The organism is Ulvibacterium sp., from assembly GCF_965248315.1.
Taxonomy (GTDB): Bacteria; Bacteroidota; Bacteroidia; order Flavobacteriales; family Flavobacteriaceae; genus Ulvibacterium.
In genome coordinates this window covers 166,493-186,410 of sequence record NZ_CBDFIX010000001.1, presented here as the reverse complement: position 1 = coordinate 186,410, position 19,918 = coordinate 166,493, and the positions used below count along the sequence as shown (strand labels likewise).

Below are 19,918 nucleotides of genomic sequence, written 5' to 3'. Positions count from 1 at the left end.
GTTCGTTTGATATATTATGTGTCCAATGTCCCTAACAATTTCTCTATTTCGTCCACAATATGCTTTGTTGCATTGGGCATAGCCTCATTCTTAAGATTAACACCCAGTTCTTCTTGCTTTTCCCTGGATTGGTGCAAGTCCGAAAAAACGGTTTCAAATCTTTCATCCAACTCGGTTTCCCGTAACATTAAAGCGGCATTTTGTGTGACCAAGGCCAAGGCATTTTTGGTCTGGTGATCTTCCGCCACATTGGGCGAAGGAATAAATAGTGTTGGTTTGCCTACGATACATAATTCCGATACCGAACTGGCTCCTGACCTTGAAATGATGTAGTCCGCAGCCGCATAGGCCAAATCCATTTTGTTCAAAAAATCGAAAACCTTGACATTCTCGCTAGCATATTTTTTGTACTGTTCAAAATATAATTTGCCACATTGCCACACCAGTTGTAGGTCTTTGGATGCAAAATATTCCAGTTCCTTTTCAATCAACTCATTAATACGCCTTGCTCCCAAGCTTCCACCTAAAATCAGAACCACCTCTTTCTTGGGATCCAACCGAAAAAAGTTCTTTGCCTCGGGTCCCGTTACCTCCGTATTCACTAAATCTTCCCGTACCGGGTTGCCGGTCTTTACAATTTTTGAGACCGGAAAAAACCTTTCCATACCGTCGTAGGCCACACAGATTTTGACCACTTTATCCTTTAGCAGTTTGTTGGTAATACCGGCATAGGAATTCTGCTCCTGAAGCACACAGGGTATACCCCGTCCAGAGGCCACCTGTAACAATGGGCCACTGGCAAACCCTCCTGTTCCTATGACAACATCAGGTTTAAATTGAGATACTATTTTTCGCGATTTTAACAAACTACTCATCAATTTAAAGGGAAACATCAAATTTTTAAGGGTTAGTTTCCGCTGTAACCCGGTAATCCATAATCCTTCAATTTTATATCCCGCTTGGGGTACTTTCTCCATTTCCATACGATCCTTTGCTCCTACAAATAAAAAATCGGCTTTCGGAAACCTCCTTTTCAATTCGTTGGCTATGGCAATGGCAGGATATATATGTCCTCCGGTACCTCCTCCAGAAAGTATGAACCTATAACTGCCCACTCAACACTTGTAAAGGATTTGAATCATCAACATCCAATGTTTTCCTTTCTACATCATTGTCCTTATTGCTTGCACTCAATATGATGCCAATGGCCAAACATGTCATCCAACTGGAAGTCCCGCCACTACTTATCAAGGGCAGGGTCTGGCCCGTTACGGGAAACAGTTCAACTGCAACGGCCATGTTGATCAAAGCCTGAAAAACAATCGGCAGACCGACTCCCAAAACCAACAATTTTCCAAAAATGGTTCCATTACCATTGGCCACCACCACAATTCGGAACAACAAAAACAGATAGAAAAACATTAAAACAAAGCCCCCGACAAGACCATATTCCTCAACAATTATGGCATAAATAAAATCCGAGGAGCTCTGGGGCAAAAAATTCTTCTGTACGCTTTTGCCAGCCCCTTTGCCTACAATTCCTCCAGAAGCAATGGCAATCTTAGCCTTCTCTATTTGATAATCGGCTTCGGTATCCTCGGGATTCCAGAAACTCTCTACCCGACTTATCCATGTATCCACACGATTGGGAAAAAGATCAGGTGCGGCTTTTGCCGTAAGTATAAAAAATGTAAGGCAAACCAATCCTGTACCTACTATTCCAAAAATATATTTTAAGGGATATCCCCCTAAAAAACAAAGCAAAAGCACCATGGAAAATAAGATGGCAGCGGTAGAAAAATTGGCGGGTAATATTAATAAAACCACCAAAAAAACAGGAACCCATAAGGGCAGGATACTTTCTTTAAACTTAATGGTCTTATCCTTGATCTTGGTCAAATACCGGGCAACATAAATCATTAGGACCACCGTAGCTAGGTTTGAAGTTTGGAACGTTATGCCCACAAAGGGAATTCGAATCCATCTGCTGGCATTGGCCCCTGCAATAGTGTCGCCTTGCGCCAAAGTAAAAACCAATAACACAAGAACTATGGGCATAGCGATAATAGATAGACCCTTAAAAAAATGGGAAGGGATTCGATGTACGCCGTAAATAATCCCAAAACCTAAAAACAAAAGTAAAGCGTGTTTGATCAAATGTCCTGTAGTGGTACCATTGCCCACAACATAGACCAAGTTGCTACTGGCACTATAGACCGGCAGAAAGGAAAATACGGCCAATAAGGCCACAACGGCCCAAATGGCTTTATCTCCCTTGATATTTTTAAACAACCGTAACATGGTCATAGATTCTTTATGGCTTCCTTAAATTGATCGCCCCTATCCTCATAATTCTTAAAAAGATCAAAACTGGCACAGGCTGGAGATAGCAAAACCGAATCCCCCCGTTCGGCAATTTTATAAGCTACCTTTACCGCTTCCTCCATGGCAAAAGTCTCCACCATTAGATCCACCACATTGCCAAAAACATCCTTAATTTTTGTATTGTCCAGACCCAGACAAATAATGGCCTTCACCTTTTCACGTACCAAGGGCATCAAAGCCTTATAGTCGTTTCCCTTATCAATGCCTCCTACGATCCATACGGTAGGGGCACTCATGCTATCCAGTGCAAAATAGGTAGCATTTACATTAGTAGCCTTTGAATCGTTGATGTACTGTACATGATGTATTTTTAACACCTTTTCCAACCGATGGGGAGCCCCCTGGAAATTGGCTATGCTCTTCCTAATGGTCTCCTTTCGGATACCCACTAATTTTGCAGCCATGGCGGCCGCCATGGTGTTTTTTAGATTATGTTTTCCTTCCAGTGCCAAAGTGTCCGTTTTCATCGCGATTGCATTGTTTTGTGTACGAATTTGTATTTCGTTATTCTCTATATAGGCGCCTTCCTCCAGCTCTTTTTGAATTGAAAAGGGCAGTAATCGGGATTTGATCGGGTGCTCGGATAACCAATCCATAATCGTATCATCGTCCGCATCATAGATGAAATGATTTTCCTCACCTTGGTTTTTGGTAATCCTAAATTTTGAGGCAACATAGTTTTCAAACTTGTAATCGTAGCGGTCCAAATGATCTGGCGTTATATTGGTAATCATTGCAATTTCCGGCCTAAAATCCACTATACCATCCAGTTGAAAGCTGCTGATTTCCAAAACGTAATATTCATAATCATGTTCCGCCACCATCCTCGCGAAACTATCCCCAATGTTACCGGCCATACCCACCTTAAGCCCATCTTCCTTTAGAATATGGTAGGTCAACATGGTGGTGGTTGTCTTTCCGTTGCTTCCCGTAATACCAATAATCTTGGCATCCGTATAGCGCGCGGCAAATTCGATTTCAGAAATTACCTGGACGCCCCTTCCCCTTAATTTTACAACCAGGGGAACGGTATCCGGAATACCTGGACTTTTCATTACCAAATCTGCATTTAGGATAGCTGCTTCGGTATGACCGCCTTCTTCCCAATCAATCCCAAAATGTTCAAGAGCGTTTCTATATTTTTTTTTTATTTTTCCTAAATCGGATACAAAAACCTCATATCCTTTCTGTTTTCCCAAAACTGCGGTCCCGATACCACTCTCACCACCACCCAACACGACCAATCGCTCCATACTAGCGCACCTTTAATGTCACAAAGCTCACTATGGCCAACAATATTCCTATAATCCAAAAACGGGTAACTATCTTGCTTTCATGGTACCCTTTCTTTTGATAATGATGGTGCAGGGGAGCCATTAAAAAAATGCGCTTCCCTTCACCCAATCTCTTTTTCGTGTATTTGAAATAACCGACCTGTAGCATTACGGAAATCGATTCGGCAAAGAATATTCCACAGAGTATGGGAATAAGCAGTTCTTTCCGTACAATGATTGCAATTACGGCAATGACCCCCCCAATCGTCAAACTCCCTGTGTCTCCCATGAATACCTGTGCCGGATATGCATTGTACCATAAGAAGCCAACCAATGCACCGACGAAGGCGGTAATGAATATTAAAAGTTCGCCCGCTTTCGGAATGTAGAAAATATCCAAATAGTCGGAAAAAATTACGTTCCCGGAGACCCACGCAAAAATTCCCAGGGTCATAACTATGATAGCCGAAGTACCTGCGGCCAGACCATCAATACCATCGGTTAGATTGGCACCATTGGATACCGCAGTTATGATAAAAATTACTATAGGGATAAAAAGCAACCATGCATATTTTTCTGCGCCATCACCCATCCAGGAAACAAGTTCCGTATAATCCAGCTCGTTATTCTTAAAGAAGGGGATATTGGTCTTAATGGATTTAATCTCCTTGCCCTCTACCTCCATAACTTCATATTGTTGGGTTATCATAGTATGGTTCTTTTCCTTCATGGTAACCTCCGGATGGAAATAGAGTGTGGCACCTACGATAAGGCCCAGGACCACCTGACCTAAAACCTTAAACCTGCCCTTTAGTCCTTTTTTGTCCTTTTTAAATATTTTAATATAATCATCGATGAAACCAATAATGCCCATCCAAATAATGGTGACGATCAGCAGGGTAATATAGATGTTCAGGATATCGGCGAATAACAGTACAGGAACCAAAGTGGACATTATAATGATCAATCCGCCCATTGTGGGGGTTCCCGCCTTTTGCTGTTGCCCTTCCAAACCTAAATCGCGTATGGTCTCCCCAATCTGTTTGCGACGAAGAAAAAGTATAATGCGCTTTCCATAGGTAGTTGCCAGCATTAGGGAAAGTAATACCGCCATCGCCGCCCTAAATGTTTGGAATTGGAAAAGACTGGCACCGGGTACCTGATATTCTTTTTCCAAATATTCAAACAAATAATATAACATGGTTAGGTTTTGGGTTTTTAAACTTTATTTATCCATACTGTTCAATACATCCTTTACCACTTTGAAATCATCAAAATCTATACGCTCCCCATTGGTTTCTTGATAGGTCTCATGTCCCTTTCCGGCGACCAAAATGATATCGTCCTTAACAGCCAACTTGCAGGCCGTTTTAATCGCCTGCTCCCTATTTTCTATGGACAAGGTTTTTTTTTTGTTCTGAGGCTCCACCCCTGCTTCCATTTCTTTAATGATTGTCTCCGGTGGTTCTGACCGGGGATTGTCCGAAGTGAAAATAGCGGTGTTGCTCATGGCCGATGCGATATAGCCCATTACCGGACGCTTAGACTTGTCTCTGTCGCCACCACACCCCACAATAGTGATGACGTTTTCATTTCCAGTCCTCAACGTGTTGATAGTATCAAGCACGTTTTTAAGTGCGTCCGGCGTATGGGCATAATCAACAATGGCCGTAATATTTTTTTTTGATTTGTAATATTGAAATCTCCCATTTACATTTTCCAATTCGCTCAATAACCGAAGTGTTTCCAGTTTCTCCAGCCCCAAAAGATCCGCTGTAGCATAGATGGCAAGCATGTTGTACGCGTTAAAATCACCAATAAGTTTGGACCATACTTCGTTATCCTCAATTTTTAATAATTGCCCATCAAACTGATTCTCCAAAATCTGGGCCCTGTAATCGGAGTAAGTCTTTAGGGCATAGGTATACTTTCTGGCCTTGGTGTTCTGCAACATGTATAGACCATTTTTATCGTCAATATTGGTTAGGGCAAATGCTTTTTTGGGCAGGTCGTCGAATAATTTTTTTTTGGTATCCCGATACTCCGCAAAAGTCTTGTGATAATCCAAATGATCATGCGATAGGTTAGTAAACAGGGCTCCCTCAAATACCAGTCCTTCCGATCTTTTTTGATGGATACCGTGTGAACTGACCTCCATAAAACAGAATTCCACCCCCGCATCGTTCATATAAGCCAAATGCATGTTTATCGTAAGGGCGTCCGGGGTGGTCAAGGAAGTAGGATACTCCTTGTCATCTACCATAATTTTAATAGTAGAAATCAATCCTACTTTATAACCGGCCTTTTTGAACAATTGATACAAAAGGCTACTCACGGTAGTCTTTCCATTGGTACCGGTAATTCCAACCAGTTTCAGGTTCTTGGATGGGTTGTCAAAATAATTGGCCGCCATTATGGCCAAAGCACTATTCCCGTTTTTCACTTCCACATAAGTCACCCCATCGGCGATATTCTGGGGAAGTTCCTCGCAGATTATGGCTTGGGCACCGGCTGCCAAAGCCTTATCAATAAACTGATGACCATCCACGACCGAACCTCTGATAGCTACAAAAACATCATCTTTACCTACTTTCCTGGAATCAAAGCAAATAGTATTGACCTTAATATGGGTACTTCCACTAACTGCGGTCAGCCCTACCCCATACAATATGTCTTTAAGTAGTTTCATGAAAGTTCCAATACTATTTTATCCACTGTATTCAGGTCTGTACCCTGGGAGACGGATTGTTTTTTGACTTTTCCATTCCCTTTGACCTCTACTTCTATTCCCAGGTTTTCCAAAATGGACACGGCGTCCATTCCGCACATACCTTTTACATTGGGCACTTTGTTGTACTTTTTTTGCGCCTCCGCAAAGTACTTTTGATAGGAGCTTTCCAAAGTTTGATCTTCTACCTTTTCCATATCCACCTCATCGATCAATGGAGAGGAAGTGTAAACCTTCTGGGCAATGGATTTGAATACCGGACCGGAAACATCGGCTCCATAGTAGCCCACACTTTTATCTGGTTCATGTATCACTACAATGCAGGAGTATTTGGGGTTTTCTGCCGGGAAATATCCGGCAAACGAGGAAATGTAACGGAGCTTATCCGGGTCTTTAGATGCGTAATTCTTTTGTGCCGTACCCGTTTTTCCGGCCATGGAAAAATTAGTGGTATACAATTTATGACCTGTACCGTGTTTTTTGGACACTACATTAGCTAGTAGGTGCTGTACTTTTTCAACAGTTTCCTGGGAACATATAGCAGGATTTATGACCTCTTTATCAAACTTTTGAATGGTCGTGTTCCACTCCTTTACTTCTTTTATCAATCGTGGTTTTACCATTTCTCCATCATTGGCAATGGCGTTGTAAAAGGACAGTACTTGCAATGGTGTCATTGAAACCTCGTAGCCATAGGCCATCTGTGCCAAGGAAAGGCCAGACCAGCCTTTTTCATCGGGATATCTAATTACAGGAGTGCCTTCACCCTTTATAGGCAGCCCCAATTCCTGGTTTAATTGCATACTATACAATCGGTCCACATATTTTTCCGGGTTTTCCTTATAACTTTCATGAACCATTTTGGCAAAGGCCGTATTGGAGGAGACCTCAAATGCCTTGGCCAAGGAAATTTTGCCATACCCTCCCCTTTTGGAATCTTTGATCCTATGCCTATAAATGCGCCAATATCCTCTTTCGGTATCGTAAACGTCACTGGTATCGATGACTTTATCCTCAAGTCCCGCAACTAAATTCATTAATTTGAAGGTTGAACCTGGTTCATGGGACTCCCCAATGGCGTAGTTTAACCGCTCATAGTATTTGCCGGCCTCCGTTCTCCCTAAATTGGAAATAGCCTTGACCTCTCCCGTTGCTGTTTCCATAACAATGACACAACCGTGATCGGCCTTATATTTTTCTAATTGGCCCAAAAGGGCATGATGGGCAATATCCTGTATATTGATATCAATGGTAGACACCACATCATAACCATCCTTGGGTTCTACGATGTTATCAAAGCCGATAGGCTTCCATTGCCCTTTTGCTATTTTCTGTTTCAGACGCTTGCCTTCCACCCCGCGGAGGTATTGCCCGAAGGCTCCTTCCAATCCTACTCGGGTATAATACCCGTTTTCATCCACACGCTCATAGCCCACACTACGTTCGGCAATTTTTCCTAGCGGATGTTCACGCACTATTTTCTGCTCTATGATAAGCCCCCCTTTGTAAGGTCCTTTTCGAAACAATGGGAAATCCTTTATGGCCATATACTCGGAATAGTCTAAATTCCGGGCTACTAAGGCATATCTGTTCTTGTGGGCCTTTGCCTTTCTCAAAAGTTGTTGATAGTGGGAAGATGACTCTCCCAATAATTGGGCAAGGGCATTGGACAAGGGTTTTACGTTTTCCTTAAAATCCGCATCTTTTACGGTAAGAGCATCAAAGCGAATGGTGTATTTGGATACCGAGGTGGCCAACAAACTCCCATCGTCCGAATAGAGGTTGCCCCTATTGGGCTCAATGGTAAATAGTTTTTCCGTGCGTTTGTGGGCCAACTTCCTATACTTTTCGCCTTGCACCATTTGTATGTTCACCAATTTGAACAACACTGCTCCTGCAAACAGAAAAAGAAATCCTGTTACAAAATATAGTCGTTTAAGTATGGTCTTGTCGGTTACTGCCACTAGTCTTCTTTAAGGGAGGTTACCTTTATTTTTTTTGGTGGGACTTCTGATGGATAAAGCTCTTTCTCTTCTACGATGTTCATTACCGTAGATTCCAATTTTAGGCGTTGTACATCGGACCGAACATCCACAAACTCGCTTCGTAATTCCTTTACTTCTTCGTTCAACGCGGCAATCTGGTGCACCTTTTTATCGGCACTATGCGAGCTTCCAATCATTACTGTAGCCAGGAAGGAAGCAAAAATGATGAAGAGCCAATTTTTTGGTGCGTCGCCGCTTACCAAAAATTTCCCTTTTAATATGTCCAGTATTCCTTTTTTCATCAGTGTTCAATAAATTATTTTCTTTGAATCAAATTCTTTCCGCTACTCGTAATTTGGCACTTCGTGCCCTATTGTTCATTCTAATTTCCTCCTTGGATGGAACTACCAGTCCTCCCACTTTTTTAAACGGCACACTTGTATTGCCATAAAAATCTTTTTCGGGCTCTCCTTCAAACTGCCCGGCACGTATAAACCGTTTTACCAGACGGTCTTCCAGGGAATGGTAACTAATAATGCTCAACCTTCCCCCTTTATCCATCAACTCCGATGTTTGCATCAAAAATTCCTTGATCGCCTCAATTTCTTGGTTCACTTCGATTCGAATGGCTTGATAAATCTGCGCCAGAATCTTATGCTCCCTATGTTTGGGCAGGAACCCTTGCAAGGCATTTTTTAATTGTGCCGTGGTATTGATCGGCTCCACTCGCCGGTACTCGATCAGAGTACTCGCCAAGGCCTTGGCGTTTCGCAAATCGCCATATTCAAACAATATCCTTTGCAATTCCAACGAATCGTAAGTATTCACCACATCATGGGCGGTAAGCTGGTTGCGCGTACTCATCCGCATATCTAAATCCGAATCGAAGCGCGTTGAAAACCCACGCTCGGCCTGATCAAATTGATGTGAGGAAACTCCAAAATCACCAAGAATTCCATCAACTTTCCAAATGCCATAGAACTTTAAAAACTGCTTGATGTACCGAAAATTCTCATTGATCAGAACACATCTTTCGTCATCGATCCTATTCTCCAAAGCGTCCTCATCCTGATCAAATGCAAATAATTTTCCCTCATCTCCCAATCTTCCCAATATTTCCTTGGAATGCCCTCCGCCACCAAAGGTTACATCCACATACACCCCATCTTTTTTGATATGGAGTCCTTCTACAGACTCCTTTAATAGAACCGGATTATGATACATCGTCCTTGGGCTTTTCATTGCCCATGACCTTTCTGGCCAACTTTGCATTCTCCTCCGCAGGCGCCTTTATAGATTCCTCGTACAACGCCTTGTCCCATATTTCCAAGTTTTTGTTTATGGAGGCTAGTACCACCTCTTTGGTAATCCCCACGGTGGTAATCAGATTTTTTGGTATCAATAACCTTCCGGCACTATCTATCTCCACAGGCCTTAGTCCGGCCGTATATTTTCGTATGAACTCCAAATTTTCCGGTTCGTATCTGCTCTTGGTATTCAATTCCTTCATAACAGTATTCCATTCTCCCATAGGGTATAATTCCAAGCAGTTATCGTACATGGAACGCTTAATAACAAAGCCTTCGTTCCGGATGGGTGTCATCTGGCTCAAAAGGGTAACCGGTAGCTTTACCCTACCCTTGGCGTCTGCCTTACAATCATATGTTCCAAAAAAATAAATATCCAAAGTATGGCCGGTTCTACTTTTTAATAACTCAAATATATAGAAATTATTACCACAATTTACCACAAAAAACCACTTTGTTAATAAAATAGATGTTTTTTGAAGCAAAATGAGGTCCTTTGAAAGCAATTCATTGTAAAAAAGGGGAATAGGCCGTCACGGCACGGTTTAAAAAATGGAAGTGTGTTTTATTGGAGAAAGCTATATTTGGTAACTTTTTTATAACAATTCCTAGGATTTTAAGAGAGATTCGTACTGTTTTTGTTAAGCTGCGCTTTTTATGCCCCATTTGTGAATAAATAATCTATATTTAGAGAAGTTAGGCATGACCTCTTGTTGCTTACCTATTTTCTATTTTTTTGAACTAAAGAATGTACTACCCACATCGTAATTGCGGTCATTTTCATGTTCCTTTATTAAAAATTGGTAGTTTTAAGGCTATTCCCCTTCTAATCCTTCTATTTCTTTCTCCCCATATATGCACAGCGCAGGTTGAAAAGGATGTAAGCTCTCATTACAATTGGTTCGATTCTCTTATCGGCATTGAAAACCTGGAAATGCATTATGGGGCCGTTTATGTGGAAAAGCATAGGTCAAAAAGCAAAAAATCCAAGTTTTTTCCTTCCCCATATTTTTCACCGGGCCATGTGGTCATTGATAATCTACCGTATTATTCGCTTAACCTGAAGTATAACATCTATGAGGATGAGCTTTTAATGCAGGCTGCAAACGAGTTTGGAGGGAAAGTGTTAAAACTCTATAAAGACAAGATCAACAATTTTACTATTGCCGATCATACGTTTATAAGAATTGACGGTTCTGAAATTAATAATGACGCAGTTGATTCTGGTTTTTACGAAGTGGTCTTGGAAAAACCTCCATTTACTTTATTAAAGAGGTATCGAAGGTTATTAAAAGAGCAATTGGGTGCAAATTTGATTTTTTATGAATTCGAAGTGTTGGATCCTGAATTTGTGGTTCATTATAATACGGTATACCATCGCCTTAAAAAGATAGGTGATATAAAAGCGCTATTTCCACAAAACACGGTACAGCTCAACGATTTTATAAAGAATCAACCTTCAGGTTTAAGTTTTGAAAATCAACTGAAATCCGCATTCCTATTTATAGACTCCCTATGGAATAAAGAAAAGGATAAAGCCACGGACGAATGAAGTTTTTATTCTTTTCCTTATTTGCAGTGCTATCTTGTCAATGGTTGGCGGCGCAGAACGATACCACAAAAATAGACCTTGTTTTCACTGACGCTTCCAGAATGGAAGTTTTGGAAAAGCTAGAAGACGTTTCCGGATATCATTTCTTCTTTGTAGAGGAATGGTTAGGCAACGATTTAATTTCCGGGTCCTATCAAAATTCTTCCTTGACCACCGTCCTACAAGATGTATTTAAGGAAACCATTATCAATTTTTTCATTCTCGACGACCGCACTATCATATTGACCCGAAATACCATAATACGGGATGAACTGCACCCTAGTTTTTATGAAGAAACAACCTCTACGCAAGAGGATACAACAGAATTATCCGAGACTCCCTCCTACTTTTACCTAGAAGAAAAACAAGATACGGGGCCGCATATAGAAACCGTACGTATTGGAAGGGAGCGAAAAAACATTGGCCGCCAAACGTTTACCCTATCCGGACGTGTTCGGGACAAAACCACCGGCAAGCCTATCCAAAATTTGGCCATTGTGGTAAAAGGAGGTTCCAAGGGAGTAAGCACGGACGCCAATGGGTTTTATAAAATAGAACTTCCCGCCGGGGTAAACCTGCTTCAAACTAAAGGTATTGGTATAGAAACCTTGGAAAAAAGGGTTATTATGTACAATAATGGACAATTAGACTTTAACCCCGGTGAAAGTGCCGAACAGTTGGATGAGGTAGTGGTGGAAAGCAATAGGTTGAGAAATGTAGAAAAGGTAGTTACGGGCGTGGTCGAAATCGATATCGCCGAAATAAAAAGTATTCCCTTGGTGCTTGGGGAACGGGATATTCTTAAAACGGCCATAACATTGCCCGGGATTACCAATGCCGGGGAAGGTGCTGCTGGATATAATGTACGAGGAGGGGGCACGGATCAAAACCTGATATTATTGGACAATGCCGTTCTCTATAATCCGGCTCATTTCTTTGGTATTTTTTCGGCCTTGAACCCCTTTACCACGGGCGCGGTCACCATCTATAAGGGAAGTATCCCTGCAGAATATGGAGGGCGCCTGTCTTCTGTCTTTGATATTACCACCAAAGACACCAATACCAAAAAGTTTTCCGGCGAAGCCTCCTTGGGGCCGGTTACCAGCAATCTTGTCCTGGAAGTGCCTCTAGTAAAGGATAAGTCCGGTATTCTGGTCGGAGGGAGAACCACCTACTCCAATTGGATATTGAGATCTCTGGATGACGAATCGCTAAGAAACAGCCAGGCATCATTTTATGATATCATCGCAAAATATAATGACCGTATCAATGAAAAGAACAACATTTCGGCCACCGCTTACTTCAGTAGGGATGCCTTTAGTATTACATCGGATTCCATATTCAGCTATAGCAATCGATTGATATCCTTAAAATGGAACCATCAAATCAATGAAAAAAACTCCGCCAATGTATCGCTTTCCAATAGCGAATATGGTTTCGGTATTGATTTTGAGGCCAATTCCGACAGGGATTTCGATTTGGGCTATCGCATCAACGAGACGGAGCTCAAAATGAACATGCTAAAGCTTCTTGGGAAATCGCATAAGATCAACTATGGCCTATCCAGCAAACTATATCTTGTAGATCCCGGAGATATTGATCCCGTCGGCAGCCAGTCCATCATTGAGCCACTCAGTTTACAAAGAGAGAAAGGATTGGAATCCGCCTTGTTCATTTCGGACAATTTTACGGTAAGCCCAAAATTATCGTTTGATATTGGCCTACGCTATTCCTTCTATGCTGCACTTGGGGCATCGTCTCAAAGGATTTATGAGGACGGATTGCCCAAGAGCGAGGGAACCCTGGTGGAAGTTCAGGAATTTGGAAACAATGAAGTGATCAAAACTTATGGCGGTCCAGAAGGCAGGGTGTCCGGTCGTTACTTTTTGACCCCAGATTTTTCCATTAAGGCCAGTTACAACAACACGCTTCAATACATACATACCTTATCTAGCAACACTACGGTATCGCCCACGGATACGTGGAAGTTATCGGACATCAATATTGAGCCCCAAAGGGCCAATCAGGTTTCGTTGGGGTTGTTTAAGAATTTTGATGATAATCGCTATGAATTGAGCTTGGAGGGTTATTACAAAAGATCGAGAAATATTCTTGATTATAAGGTAGGGGCGCAATTATTGCTTAATGAATCCATTGAGACCGAAGTATTGCAGGGCGAGGGAAAGGCCTATGGGGTAGAGTTCCTCTTGAAGAAAAAGGAAGGCCGCCTAAATGGATGGTTGGGGTATACCTATTCCCGTTCCTTTATACAGTTGGATAGCGAATTTCCTGAGGAACAAATCAACAATGGCGAGTACTTTCCTGCGAATTTTGACAAGCCTCATGACATCAGTTTGGTGACCAATTATAAGCTGACCAAACGTTTTAGTTTCTCGGCCAATTTTGTATACCAAACAGGAAGGCCGGTTACCTTCCCCATAGGTTCTTATTTCTTGGATGGTGCGGAATATGCACTGTTCAGCGACCGAAATAAGTTTCGCATCCCGGACTTTTACAGGCTAGATTTGAGTTTTAATGTGGAAGGAAACCATAAGATCAAAAAATTCGCCCATAGCTTTTGGAATATATCGGTGTACAATGTGTTGGGTAGAAACAATCCATTTTCGGTCTTTTTTGTGACCGAGGATGGATCCTTACAGGCTTTTAAAAGCTCCATTTTTGCTATTCCTGTACCTACCATAACCTATAACTTTAAATTTTGAACGTGCAGTATCCATGAACAGAGAGCTCTCAAAATATAGTCAAATGATGTTTACCTTTTTTTGGGGATGCATCATTTTAGGGGGCTGCACAGAACCTTTCTCGCCGGAAATACCTCCTTCGGACAGTCTTTTGGTCGTAGATGCTGCCATTACCAACGAGCTAAAGAATCATGAAGTTTTTCTAAGTCGAACCACCCAGGGGGATGAAGAACCCCAAGTAGAATCCAATGCCACGGTCCGTATTATGGATGATAACCAACAACAATATCCATTTACGGAAACAGAACCGGGCACCTATGTTTCAGACGTTATGTTCGGTGCCGAGCCCAACCGATCCTACCGTTTATTGATTACAACAGCCAGTGGGCGGGAATACGCCTCCAGCCCTACACAGTTACCTCCCCAGACTTCGGAAATTACAGACGTTTATGCGGAAAGGACCATGACCGATAGTGGCCTGGACGGTATGGGCCTCTTTGTAAATAGTTTCGACCCTACCGGCAATTCCATCTATTATAAATACGAATATGAGGAAACCTACAAGATTATAGCCCCAAATTGGAGTCCTTGGCAACTGGTGGCCGGTTCCGAAGAAAGTCAAGTGGTGGGTGCGGTAAGAAGAGATCCGGACAATGAGGGACGAACTTGTTATACCACGGAAAAATCGAACAACATTATTATTACCAACACTTCAAGAACCGGGGAAGATCGGGTTTCCAATTTTAATGTACGGTTCATCAATCGGGACGACTATATTATTTCACATAGGTATAGCCTTTTGGTAAAACAATTTGTCCTGTCCAGGGAAGCTTTTGAGTTTTACGAAAAGCTCCAGGATTTTTCTGGTGTGGAAAGTCTATTTTCGGATAGCCAACCCGGTTTTATTGTTGGAAACATTTTCCCCGAGGATAATGGAAATGATCAGGTGGTGGGAATTTTTGAAGTGTCTTCGGTTTCGGAAAAAAGGGTCTTTTTCAATTATTCCGATTTTTTCCCTGAAGAAGACCTACCTCCTTTTGTTAATGAGTGCAATCGAGCTACATTTGAGAGCGGGTTTAATCCGATATTATATGATTTGGTCAAATCGAACAGGGTAAGCTATTTGGACGAGATACGCAATGAACTGGGAGCGCTGGAAGGATATATAGTTGTCCCTAGAGTATGTGGTGATTGCACGGTATTAGGGAGTAATGTTATACCTGATTTTTGGGAGGAATGAATATAACAAAGAACATACAAAGAATAATTCGCCTTGGTGCGCTACTATTTTTGGTTCCGTATTTTGTCAACGGCCAATACCAAATACGTAATGGAAAGGAAGTTGAAGGGTTCAAAAACATTCCGAGCGAAACTATTTTTGTCCACTACAATGACCCCGTATTGTTAGTAGGCGAATACTTGTATTATAAAATGTATTGCCTAAAGGGGGACGACCTAACCCCCAGTCCTATTAGTAAAATCGGATATGTAGAATTAGTGGGCAGGGACAAAAATTTGGTCTTTAGACATAAGGTACCACTTAAGTCCGGCACAGGCCAAGGAGATTTCTTTATCCCCACTACCGTTCCTACAGGAAGTTATAAATTGATCGGCTATACCCAATGGATGTTCAACGCCGACCATCAGGACTTTTTCACCGCCGATATCAATATCATAAACCCGTATCAAGAAATTCCCAAAACCGAATCTTCCCGGAAAGAAATTGAAGGACGATCTGCTCAAATTCGAGATGAAATCAACAGCTCGGATTCTGCAGTGACATCAGAGAAATCTCCTTCTTTAAAAATTGAATTGGATAGGGCTAAATATGCGAAACGGGAACAAGTATTCTTGAAAATAAGTCTTGGAACGGATGCTCAAGTAAATGGAAATTACTCGCTTTCCGTACGTAAAAAATACGTTGAAATGCCTAGTTCCAAAATCACGGCGACCCAGTTTCTCCTTAATTCCGATACCAGTGAAAAACCCTATGGAATAGCCATTAATAAGGGTATTTATTTACCAGAGTTACGTGGTGAGCTCCTATCGGGAAAGGTAGTTTCCAAAGCGGACAACACCCCTATGGCCTATGGAAAAGTAAGTCTTTCTTTTTTTGGGGACAATCCAATAGTACATATTGTAAATACAAATGCTGAAGGTGTGTTTCGTTCCAGTCTTGCCCGGTCTGATCGAAACAATTTGGCCGCATTACAGGTGTTGGGAGACACTAAGAATCAATGGCAAATACTCTTGGATTCCTTACCCCGGCCCAACTACGATAATCTCGATTTTAAAGAATTTTCAATTTCCCCAAACCTAAATTCCTCGATCCTTGAACGAAGCATTTACAACCAGGTAGAGAACGCTTATTTTGAACAAAAGCCTGATAGTACGGTAGGTATCAATTCAGAACTGCCCGTCTACCACAAATTGGAGGAAACCTATATTTTGGATGATTATACACGCTTTCCAACATTAAAGGAAACCATAGTCGAAATAATCAATGGTGTATTGCTCAGAAGGGTCAAGGGCCAATTCAAGTTTTTGGTACGGAGTGAAGAAAATTATCTTTTGGGCCCCGATAATATTCCATTGGTCTTAGTGGATGGACTGCCATTGGAAGATCTTTCCAGCTTGGTGGCCTACGATGTTAACGGAATTGAGCGAATTGATATTTCCCGACACGAATATTATATAGGTCCGCAGCTTTATAAGGGCATTGTGTCCATCAGCACCAAGGAAAATGATTTTTTATCCAAAACAAGCCTAAATCATGTGCAGCAAGTAAAAATAGTAAGCCCCATTTCCTTAAAACAGTATTACTTTCAGGATTATGCGGACCAGTCGGAAACAAAACGGTTACCCGATTATAGGCATCAAATGTTCTGGAAACCCGTTTTGGAATTGAAAAAAGAAGAGACCACCTTAATTTTCTATACCTCTGACAATACGGGGGAATATGAAATATCGCTTGAAGGGTTTACCCAAGAGGGAAAACCTATATCCATTTCCAAGTCCTTATTTGTAGAATAATCAGTATAGTGCACATTGTTATTCGCTCTTTTTAAAATTCTTTTTTTACTAAAAAATGCCTTCCCATTTTTTATATTTGGTAGGAAATAGGCAAAGGTGCCGGAAAATTTAAGTTGGGACTTAAAAATCGCTGGCGTACATACAGATTCATAGCTATTGTAGGGAAATGTCTATATTTGCCCGCAAGCACCTGAAGTATCCTGAATGGAAGAAAAGCTTACAACAGAAGGAAAATACCGGTATATCGAAGTAGGGGAAGGTGCCCCTATTATTATATTACACGGTCTTATGGGAGGATTGAGCAATTTCCATGGTGTTACCGACCATTTTCCCAAAAAAGGGTATAAGGTTTTGGTTCCCGAACTACCTATTTATGACATGCCACTTCTAAAGACCAATGTAAAGCAGTTTGCTAAATTTTTAGAAGGATTTATCGAATTTAAGGGACTTAAGGATGTAATTCTGCTAGGGAATTCATTGGGCGGCCATATAGGCCTTTTATATACCAAATTGTATCCAGAAAGGATAAAAGGATTGGTTATTACCGGAAGTTCGGGACTTTATGAAAGTGCCATGGGCGATGGTTATCCCAGGCGGGGGGACTATGAATTTATTAAGAAAAAGGCCCAGAACGTGTTTTATGACCCCAAGGTAGCCACTAAGGAGATTGTTGACGAGGTCTTTGCTACGGTCAATAACAGAAATAAAATTGTAAAGACTCTGGCCATTGCCAAAAGTGCCATACGCCATAATATGGCAAAAGATCTTCCAAATATGCATACCCCTACCTGTATCATATGGGGGGAGGACGATAACGTTACACCACCAAACGTAGCCAAGGAATTCCATGAGCTTTTACCGGATTCCGAACTGTTCTGGATCAAACAATGTGGGCACGCTCCGATGATGGAGCATCCGGAGGAATTCAACAAGATTCTGGATGCCTGGCTGGAAAAACGCGATTTCTAAAAGTTTTACCCGATGAAAATAAAGTCGGCCCATTTTGTGATGAGCAACTCCAAGGTGGCCCAATGTCCCAATGAACCCTTGCCCGAATATGCCTTTATAGGGAGATCCAATGTAGGCAAGTCGTCCCTGATCAATATGTTGGTACAACGAAAAAGCTTGGCCAAGACATCTGGACGACCCGGTAAGACCCAACTGATCAATCACTTCAAGATCAATGACAATTGGTTTTTAGTAGATCTTCCCGGTTATGGTTACGCCCGCGTATCCAAAAAAGAAAAGAAAACCTTCCAGAAATACATTACGGACTACTTTCTTAAGCGCAAACAATTAGTCTGTGCCTTTGTACTGATCGACGTTCGCCATGAACCCCAAAGGATAGATTTGGAATTTATGCAATGGATGGGGGAACATGCCATCCCCTTTGCCATCATTTTTACCAAAGCGGATAAATTAAAACCCCAGGAGCTTGATTCTCAGGCCGATGCATACCTCCAAAAGCTACTGGAGGATGTCTGGGAGGAAGCGCCCACCCATTTTATCACTTCGTCTACCAAGGGAACAGGGCGGGAAGCCGTTTTGGCCTATATTGATGCTATCAACGAGGAATTTCGTAAGCAGGTGAAGTAGCTGGAGAGTTTAATTTTAAGTTCTGGGTTTTGACGCTTCGACTGCGCTCAGCGTCTAGCGTTTAGCGTTCAGCCTTTTGCGTTTCAGGTTTTGAATTCTGAATTTTGGAATTTGTGATTTGTGATTTGTGATTTCACAAAAAACTACTTTTCCTTCCTGCTATCAACCCAATCAACGCATCAGCATTCTCCAACGCATTCAATTCCTCTGTCTTTATAAAAACCTCCAGATTTTCATCTACCGAAGCCAGGACAATGGGGAACGTAAACTTATAGCCGAATTTTGATCGATACGCCTTGGCAAACTCGTCCCGATGCAAAAACTCAAGGTCCAAATCGGATTGTTTTCTAAATTCCTTCCATACCTTATTTTCGGTAAAGGCACCATAGGTAATGTCACAGAGGTTGCATTCGTAGGTAGCCGGACTTAATATCTTATGCGCCCCGTCTATCAATTGGTTGCGCAGTCCGGAATCGGCATTGTAAATAAAGATGAGTTTTTCAAGTTTCATAGCATTCGAATTGAAGGGTAAAGATCTATATTTATGGCACATTTATTATTCTTTTCATGTACCGGAAATCCTTTTATGCACTTTTAGTTGTCGCCTTGGTATTTGTCCATGGTAGGTCACAAAAAACAACCACTGCTTACAGTTCGGAAAATTTAAAGATAATTCCCTTAACGGAGCATAGCTTTATCCACATTTCGTATTTGTACGTACCTGAATATGGTCGAGTAGCATGCAACGGCCTGATCTACATGAATTCCGGAGAAGCTGTTGTTTTTGATACCCCAACTAATGATGCCGTCTCCGAGGAGCTGATCCAATGGATTACGGAAACCAAGGAACATCAGGTAACCGCTGTAGTCATCAATCATTTTCACAACGATTGTGTTGGGGGGCTGGCCGCATTCCACAAATTGGATATCCCCTCTTATGCAAACCAACAAACCTTGGTCTTGGCAAAGCAAGAGGGTTATACGGTTCCAAAAGTAGGTTTTGAGGCAAAGATGGAGCTTAAGGTAGGTAACCAGATTGTACTAAACCAGTTTTTTGGGGAAGCCCATACACGGGATAACATTGCAAGTTACATTCCCAGCGAAGCGCTCCTATTCGGGGGCTGTGCCGTAAAGTCCATGAGTGCGGGCAAAGGGAACCTCGAGGACGCCAATATAGCAGAATGGAGTGCTACTATGGAAAAAATAAAAAAGACCTATCCCCATATACAGACCGTAATTCCGGGACATGTAGATCCCGGTGGGATAGAACTCCTGGAGTATACCCGAGACATGTTTAAAAAAAAATGAATCAATAAA

17 protein-coding genes are annotated in these 19,918 nt (G+C 41.9%); 7 read left to right on the top strand and 10 right to left on the bottom strand.

The window, feature by feature from the left end; all coding sequences use genetic code 11:
• Positions 1-14: 14 nt before the first annotated feature.
• The 9 genes from murG to ACP2AF_RS00745 are packed head-to-tail and all read right to left on the bottom strand — an operon-like array spanning position 15 to position 10,059.
• On the bottom strand, positions 15-1,115 hold the full coding sequence (gene murG, locus ACP2AF_RS00785) for an undecaprenyldiphospho-muramoylpentapeptide beta-N-acetylglucosaminyltransferase (protein WP_425234341.1): 1,101 nt from the start codon (positions 1,113-1,115) through the stop codon (positions 15-17).
• Positions 1,102-2,301, bottom strand: a complete 1,200-nt coding sequence (locus tag ACP2AF_RS00780; RefSeq protein ID WP_425234340.1) for an FtsW/RodA/SpoVE family cell cycle protein — start codon at positions 2,299-2,301, stop codon at positions 1,102-1,104. The genes murG and ACP2AF_RS00780 overlap by 14 nt, the downstream gene beginning before the upstream one ends.
• 2 nt (positions 2,302-2,303) lie before the next feature.
• Positions 2,304-3,638 (bottom strand): UDP-N-acetylmuramoyl-L-alanine--D-glutamate ligase, encoded by a 1,335-nt coding sequence (gene murD / locus ACP2AF_RS00775; RefSeq protein ID WP_425234339.1) that lies wholly within the window; start codon positions 3,636-3,638, stop codon positions 2,304-2,306.
• 1 nt (position 3,639) lies between these two features.
• Entirely contained in the window at positions 3,640-4,860 is a 1,221-nt protein-coding gene (gene mraY / locus ACP2AF_RS00770) for a phospho-N-acetylmuramoyl-pentapeptide-transferase (RefSeq protein WP_425234338.1), read from the bottom strand.
• A gap of 24 nt (positions 4,861-4,884) precedes the next feature.
• A complete protein-coding gene (locus ACP2AF_RS00765) occupies positions 4,885-6,348 on the bottom strand; it encodes a UDP-N-acetylmuramoyl-L-alanyl-D-glutamate--2,6-diaminopimelate ligase (protein WP_425234337.1) in 1,464 nt (487 codons plus the stop codon).
• On the bottom strand, positions 6,345-8,351 hold the full coding sequence (locus tag ACP2AF_RS00760; protein ID WP_425234336.1) for a penicillin-binding protein: 2,007 nt from the start codon (positions 8,349-8,351) through the stop codon (positions 6,345-6,347). Before ACP2AF_RS00760 ends, ACP2AF_RS00765 begins: the two co-directional genes overlap by 4 nt.
• Entirely contained in the window at positions 8,351-8,674 is a 324-nt protein-coding gene (locus ACP2AF_RS00755; protein ID WP_120713444.1) for an FtsL-like putative cell division protein, read from the bottom strand. Before ACP2AF_RS00755 ends, ACP2AF_RS00760 begins: the two co-directional genes overlap by 1 nt.
• 28 nt (positions 8,675-8,702) lie before the next feature.
• Entirely contained in the window at positions 8,703-9,614 is a 912-nt protein-coding gene (gene rsmH, locus ACP2AF_RS00750; RefSeq protein WP_425234335.1) for a 16S rRNA (cytosine(1402)-N(4))-methyltransferase RsmH, read from the bottom strand.
• Entirely contained in the window at positions 9,586-10,059 is a 474-nt protein-coding gene (locus ACP2AF_RS00745; protein ID WP_282162536.1) for a division/cell wall cluster transcriptional repressor MraZ, read from the bottom strand. The genes rsmH and ACP2AF_RS00745 overlap by 29 nt, the downstream gene beginning before the upstream one ends.
• Before the next feature lie 368 nt (positions 10,060-10,427).
• Here ACP2AF_RS00745 and ACP2AF_RS00740 point away from each other — a divergent pair, with 368 nt between their 5' ends.
• From ACP2AF_RS00740 to yihA, 6 genes are all read left to right on the top strand, one after another.
• Entirely contained in the window at positions 10,428-11,231 is an 804-nt protein-coding gene (locus ACP2AF_RS00740) for a hypothetical protein (RefSeq protein WP_425234334.1), read from the top strand.
• Positions 11,228-13,993, top strand: coding sequence for a TonB-dependent receptor (locus ACP2AF_RS00735; protein ID WP_425234333.1), 2,766 nt, complete (start codon positions 11,228-11,230; stop codon positions 13,991-13,993). The genes ACP2AF_RS00740 and ACP2AF_RS00735 overlap by 4 nt, the downstream gene beginning before the upstream one ends.
• Before the next feature lie 43 nt (positions 13,994-14,036).
• Positions 14,037-15,212, top strand: coding sequence for a DUF4249 domain-containing protein (locus ACP2AF_RS00730; protein ID WP_425234332.1), 1,176 nt, complete (start codon positions 14,037-14,039; stop codon positions 15,210-15,212).
• Positions 15,209-17,005 carry a hypothetical protein gene (locus ACP2AF_RS00725; protein ID WP_425234331.1) on the top strand — a complete coding sequence of 599 codons (1,797 nt, stop codon included), beginning with the start codon at positions 15,209-15,211 and terminating at the stop codon, positions 17,003-17,005. The genes ACP2AF_RS00730 and ACP2AF_RS00725 overlap by 4 nt, the downstream gene beginning before the upstream one ends.
• A gap of 204 nt (positions 17,006-17,209) precedes the next feature.
• Complete coding sequence (locus tag ACP2AF_RS00720) at positions 17,210-17,974, top strand: alpha/beta fold hydrolase (RefSeq protein WP_425234330.1); 765 nt, start codon at positions 17,210-17,212, stop codon at positions 17,972-17,974.
• Positions 17,975-17,986: 12 nt separating this feature from the next.
• Positions 17,987-18,601 carry a ribosome biogenesis GTP-binding protein YihA/YsxC gene (gene yihA, locus ACP2AF_RS00715; RefSeq protein WP_425234329.1) on the top strand — a complete coding sequence of 205 codons (615 nt, stop codon included), beginning with the start codon at positions 17,987-17,989 and terminating at the stop codon, positions 18,599-18,601.
• 133 nt (positions 18,602-18,734) lie between these two features.
• On the opposite strand, the gene ACP2AF_RS00710 is transcribed toward yihA, so the two are convergent.
• Positions 18,735-19,112: a GTPase gene (locus ACP2AF_RS00710; RefSeq protein ID WP_425234328.1), complete on the bottom strand. Its 378-nt coding sequence runs from the start codon at positions 19,110-19,112 to the stop codon at positions 18,735-18,737.
• A gap of 56 nt (positions 19,113-19,168) precedes the next feature.
• Between ACP2AF_RS00710 and bla the strand changes: the two genes are divergently transcribed.
• A complete protein-coding gene (gene bla / locus ACP2AF_RS00705; RefSeq protein WP_425234327.1) occupies positions 19,169-19,909 on the top strand; it encodes a subclass B1 metallo-beta-lactamase in 741 nt (246 codons plus the stop codon).
• Positions 19,910-19,918 lie beyond the last annotated feature (9 nt).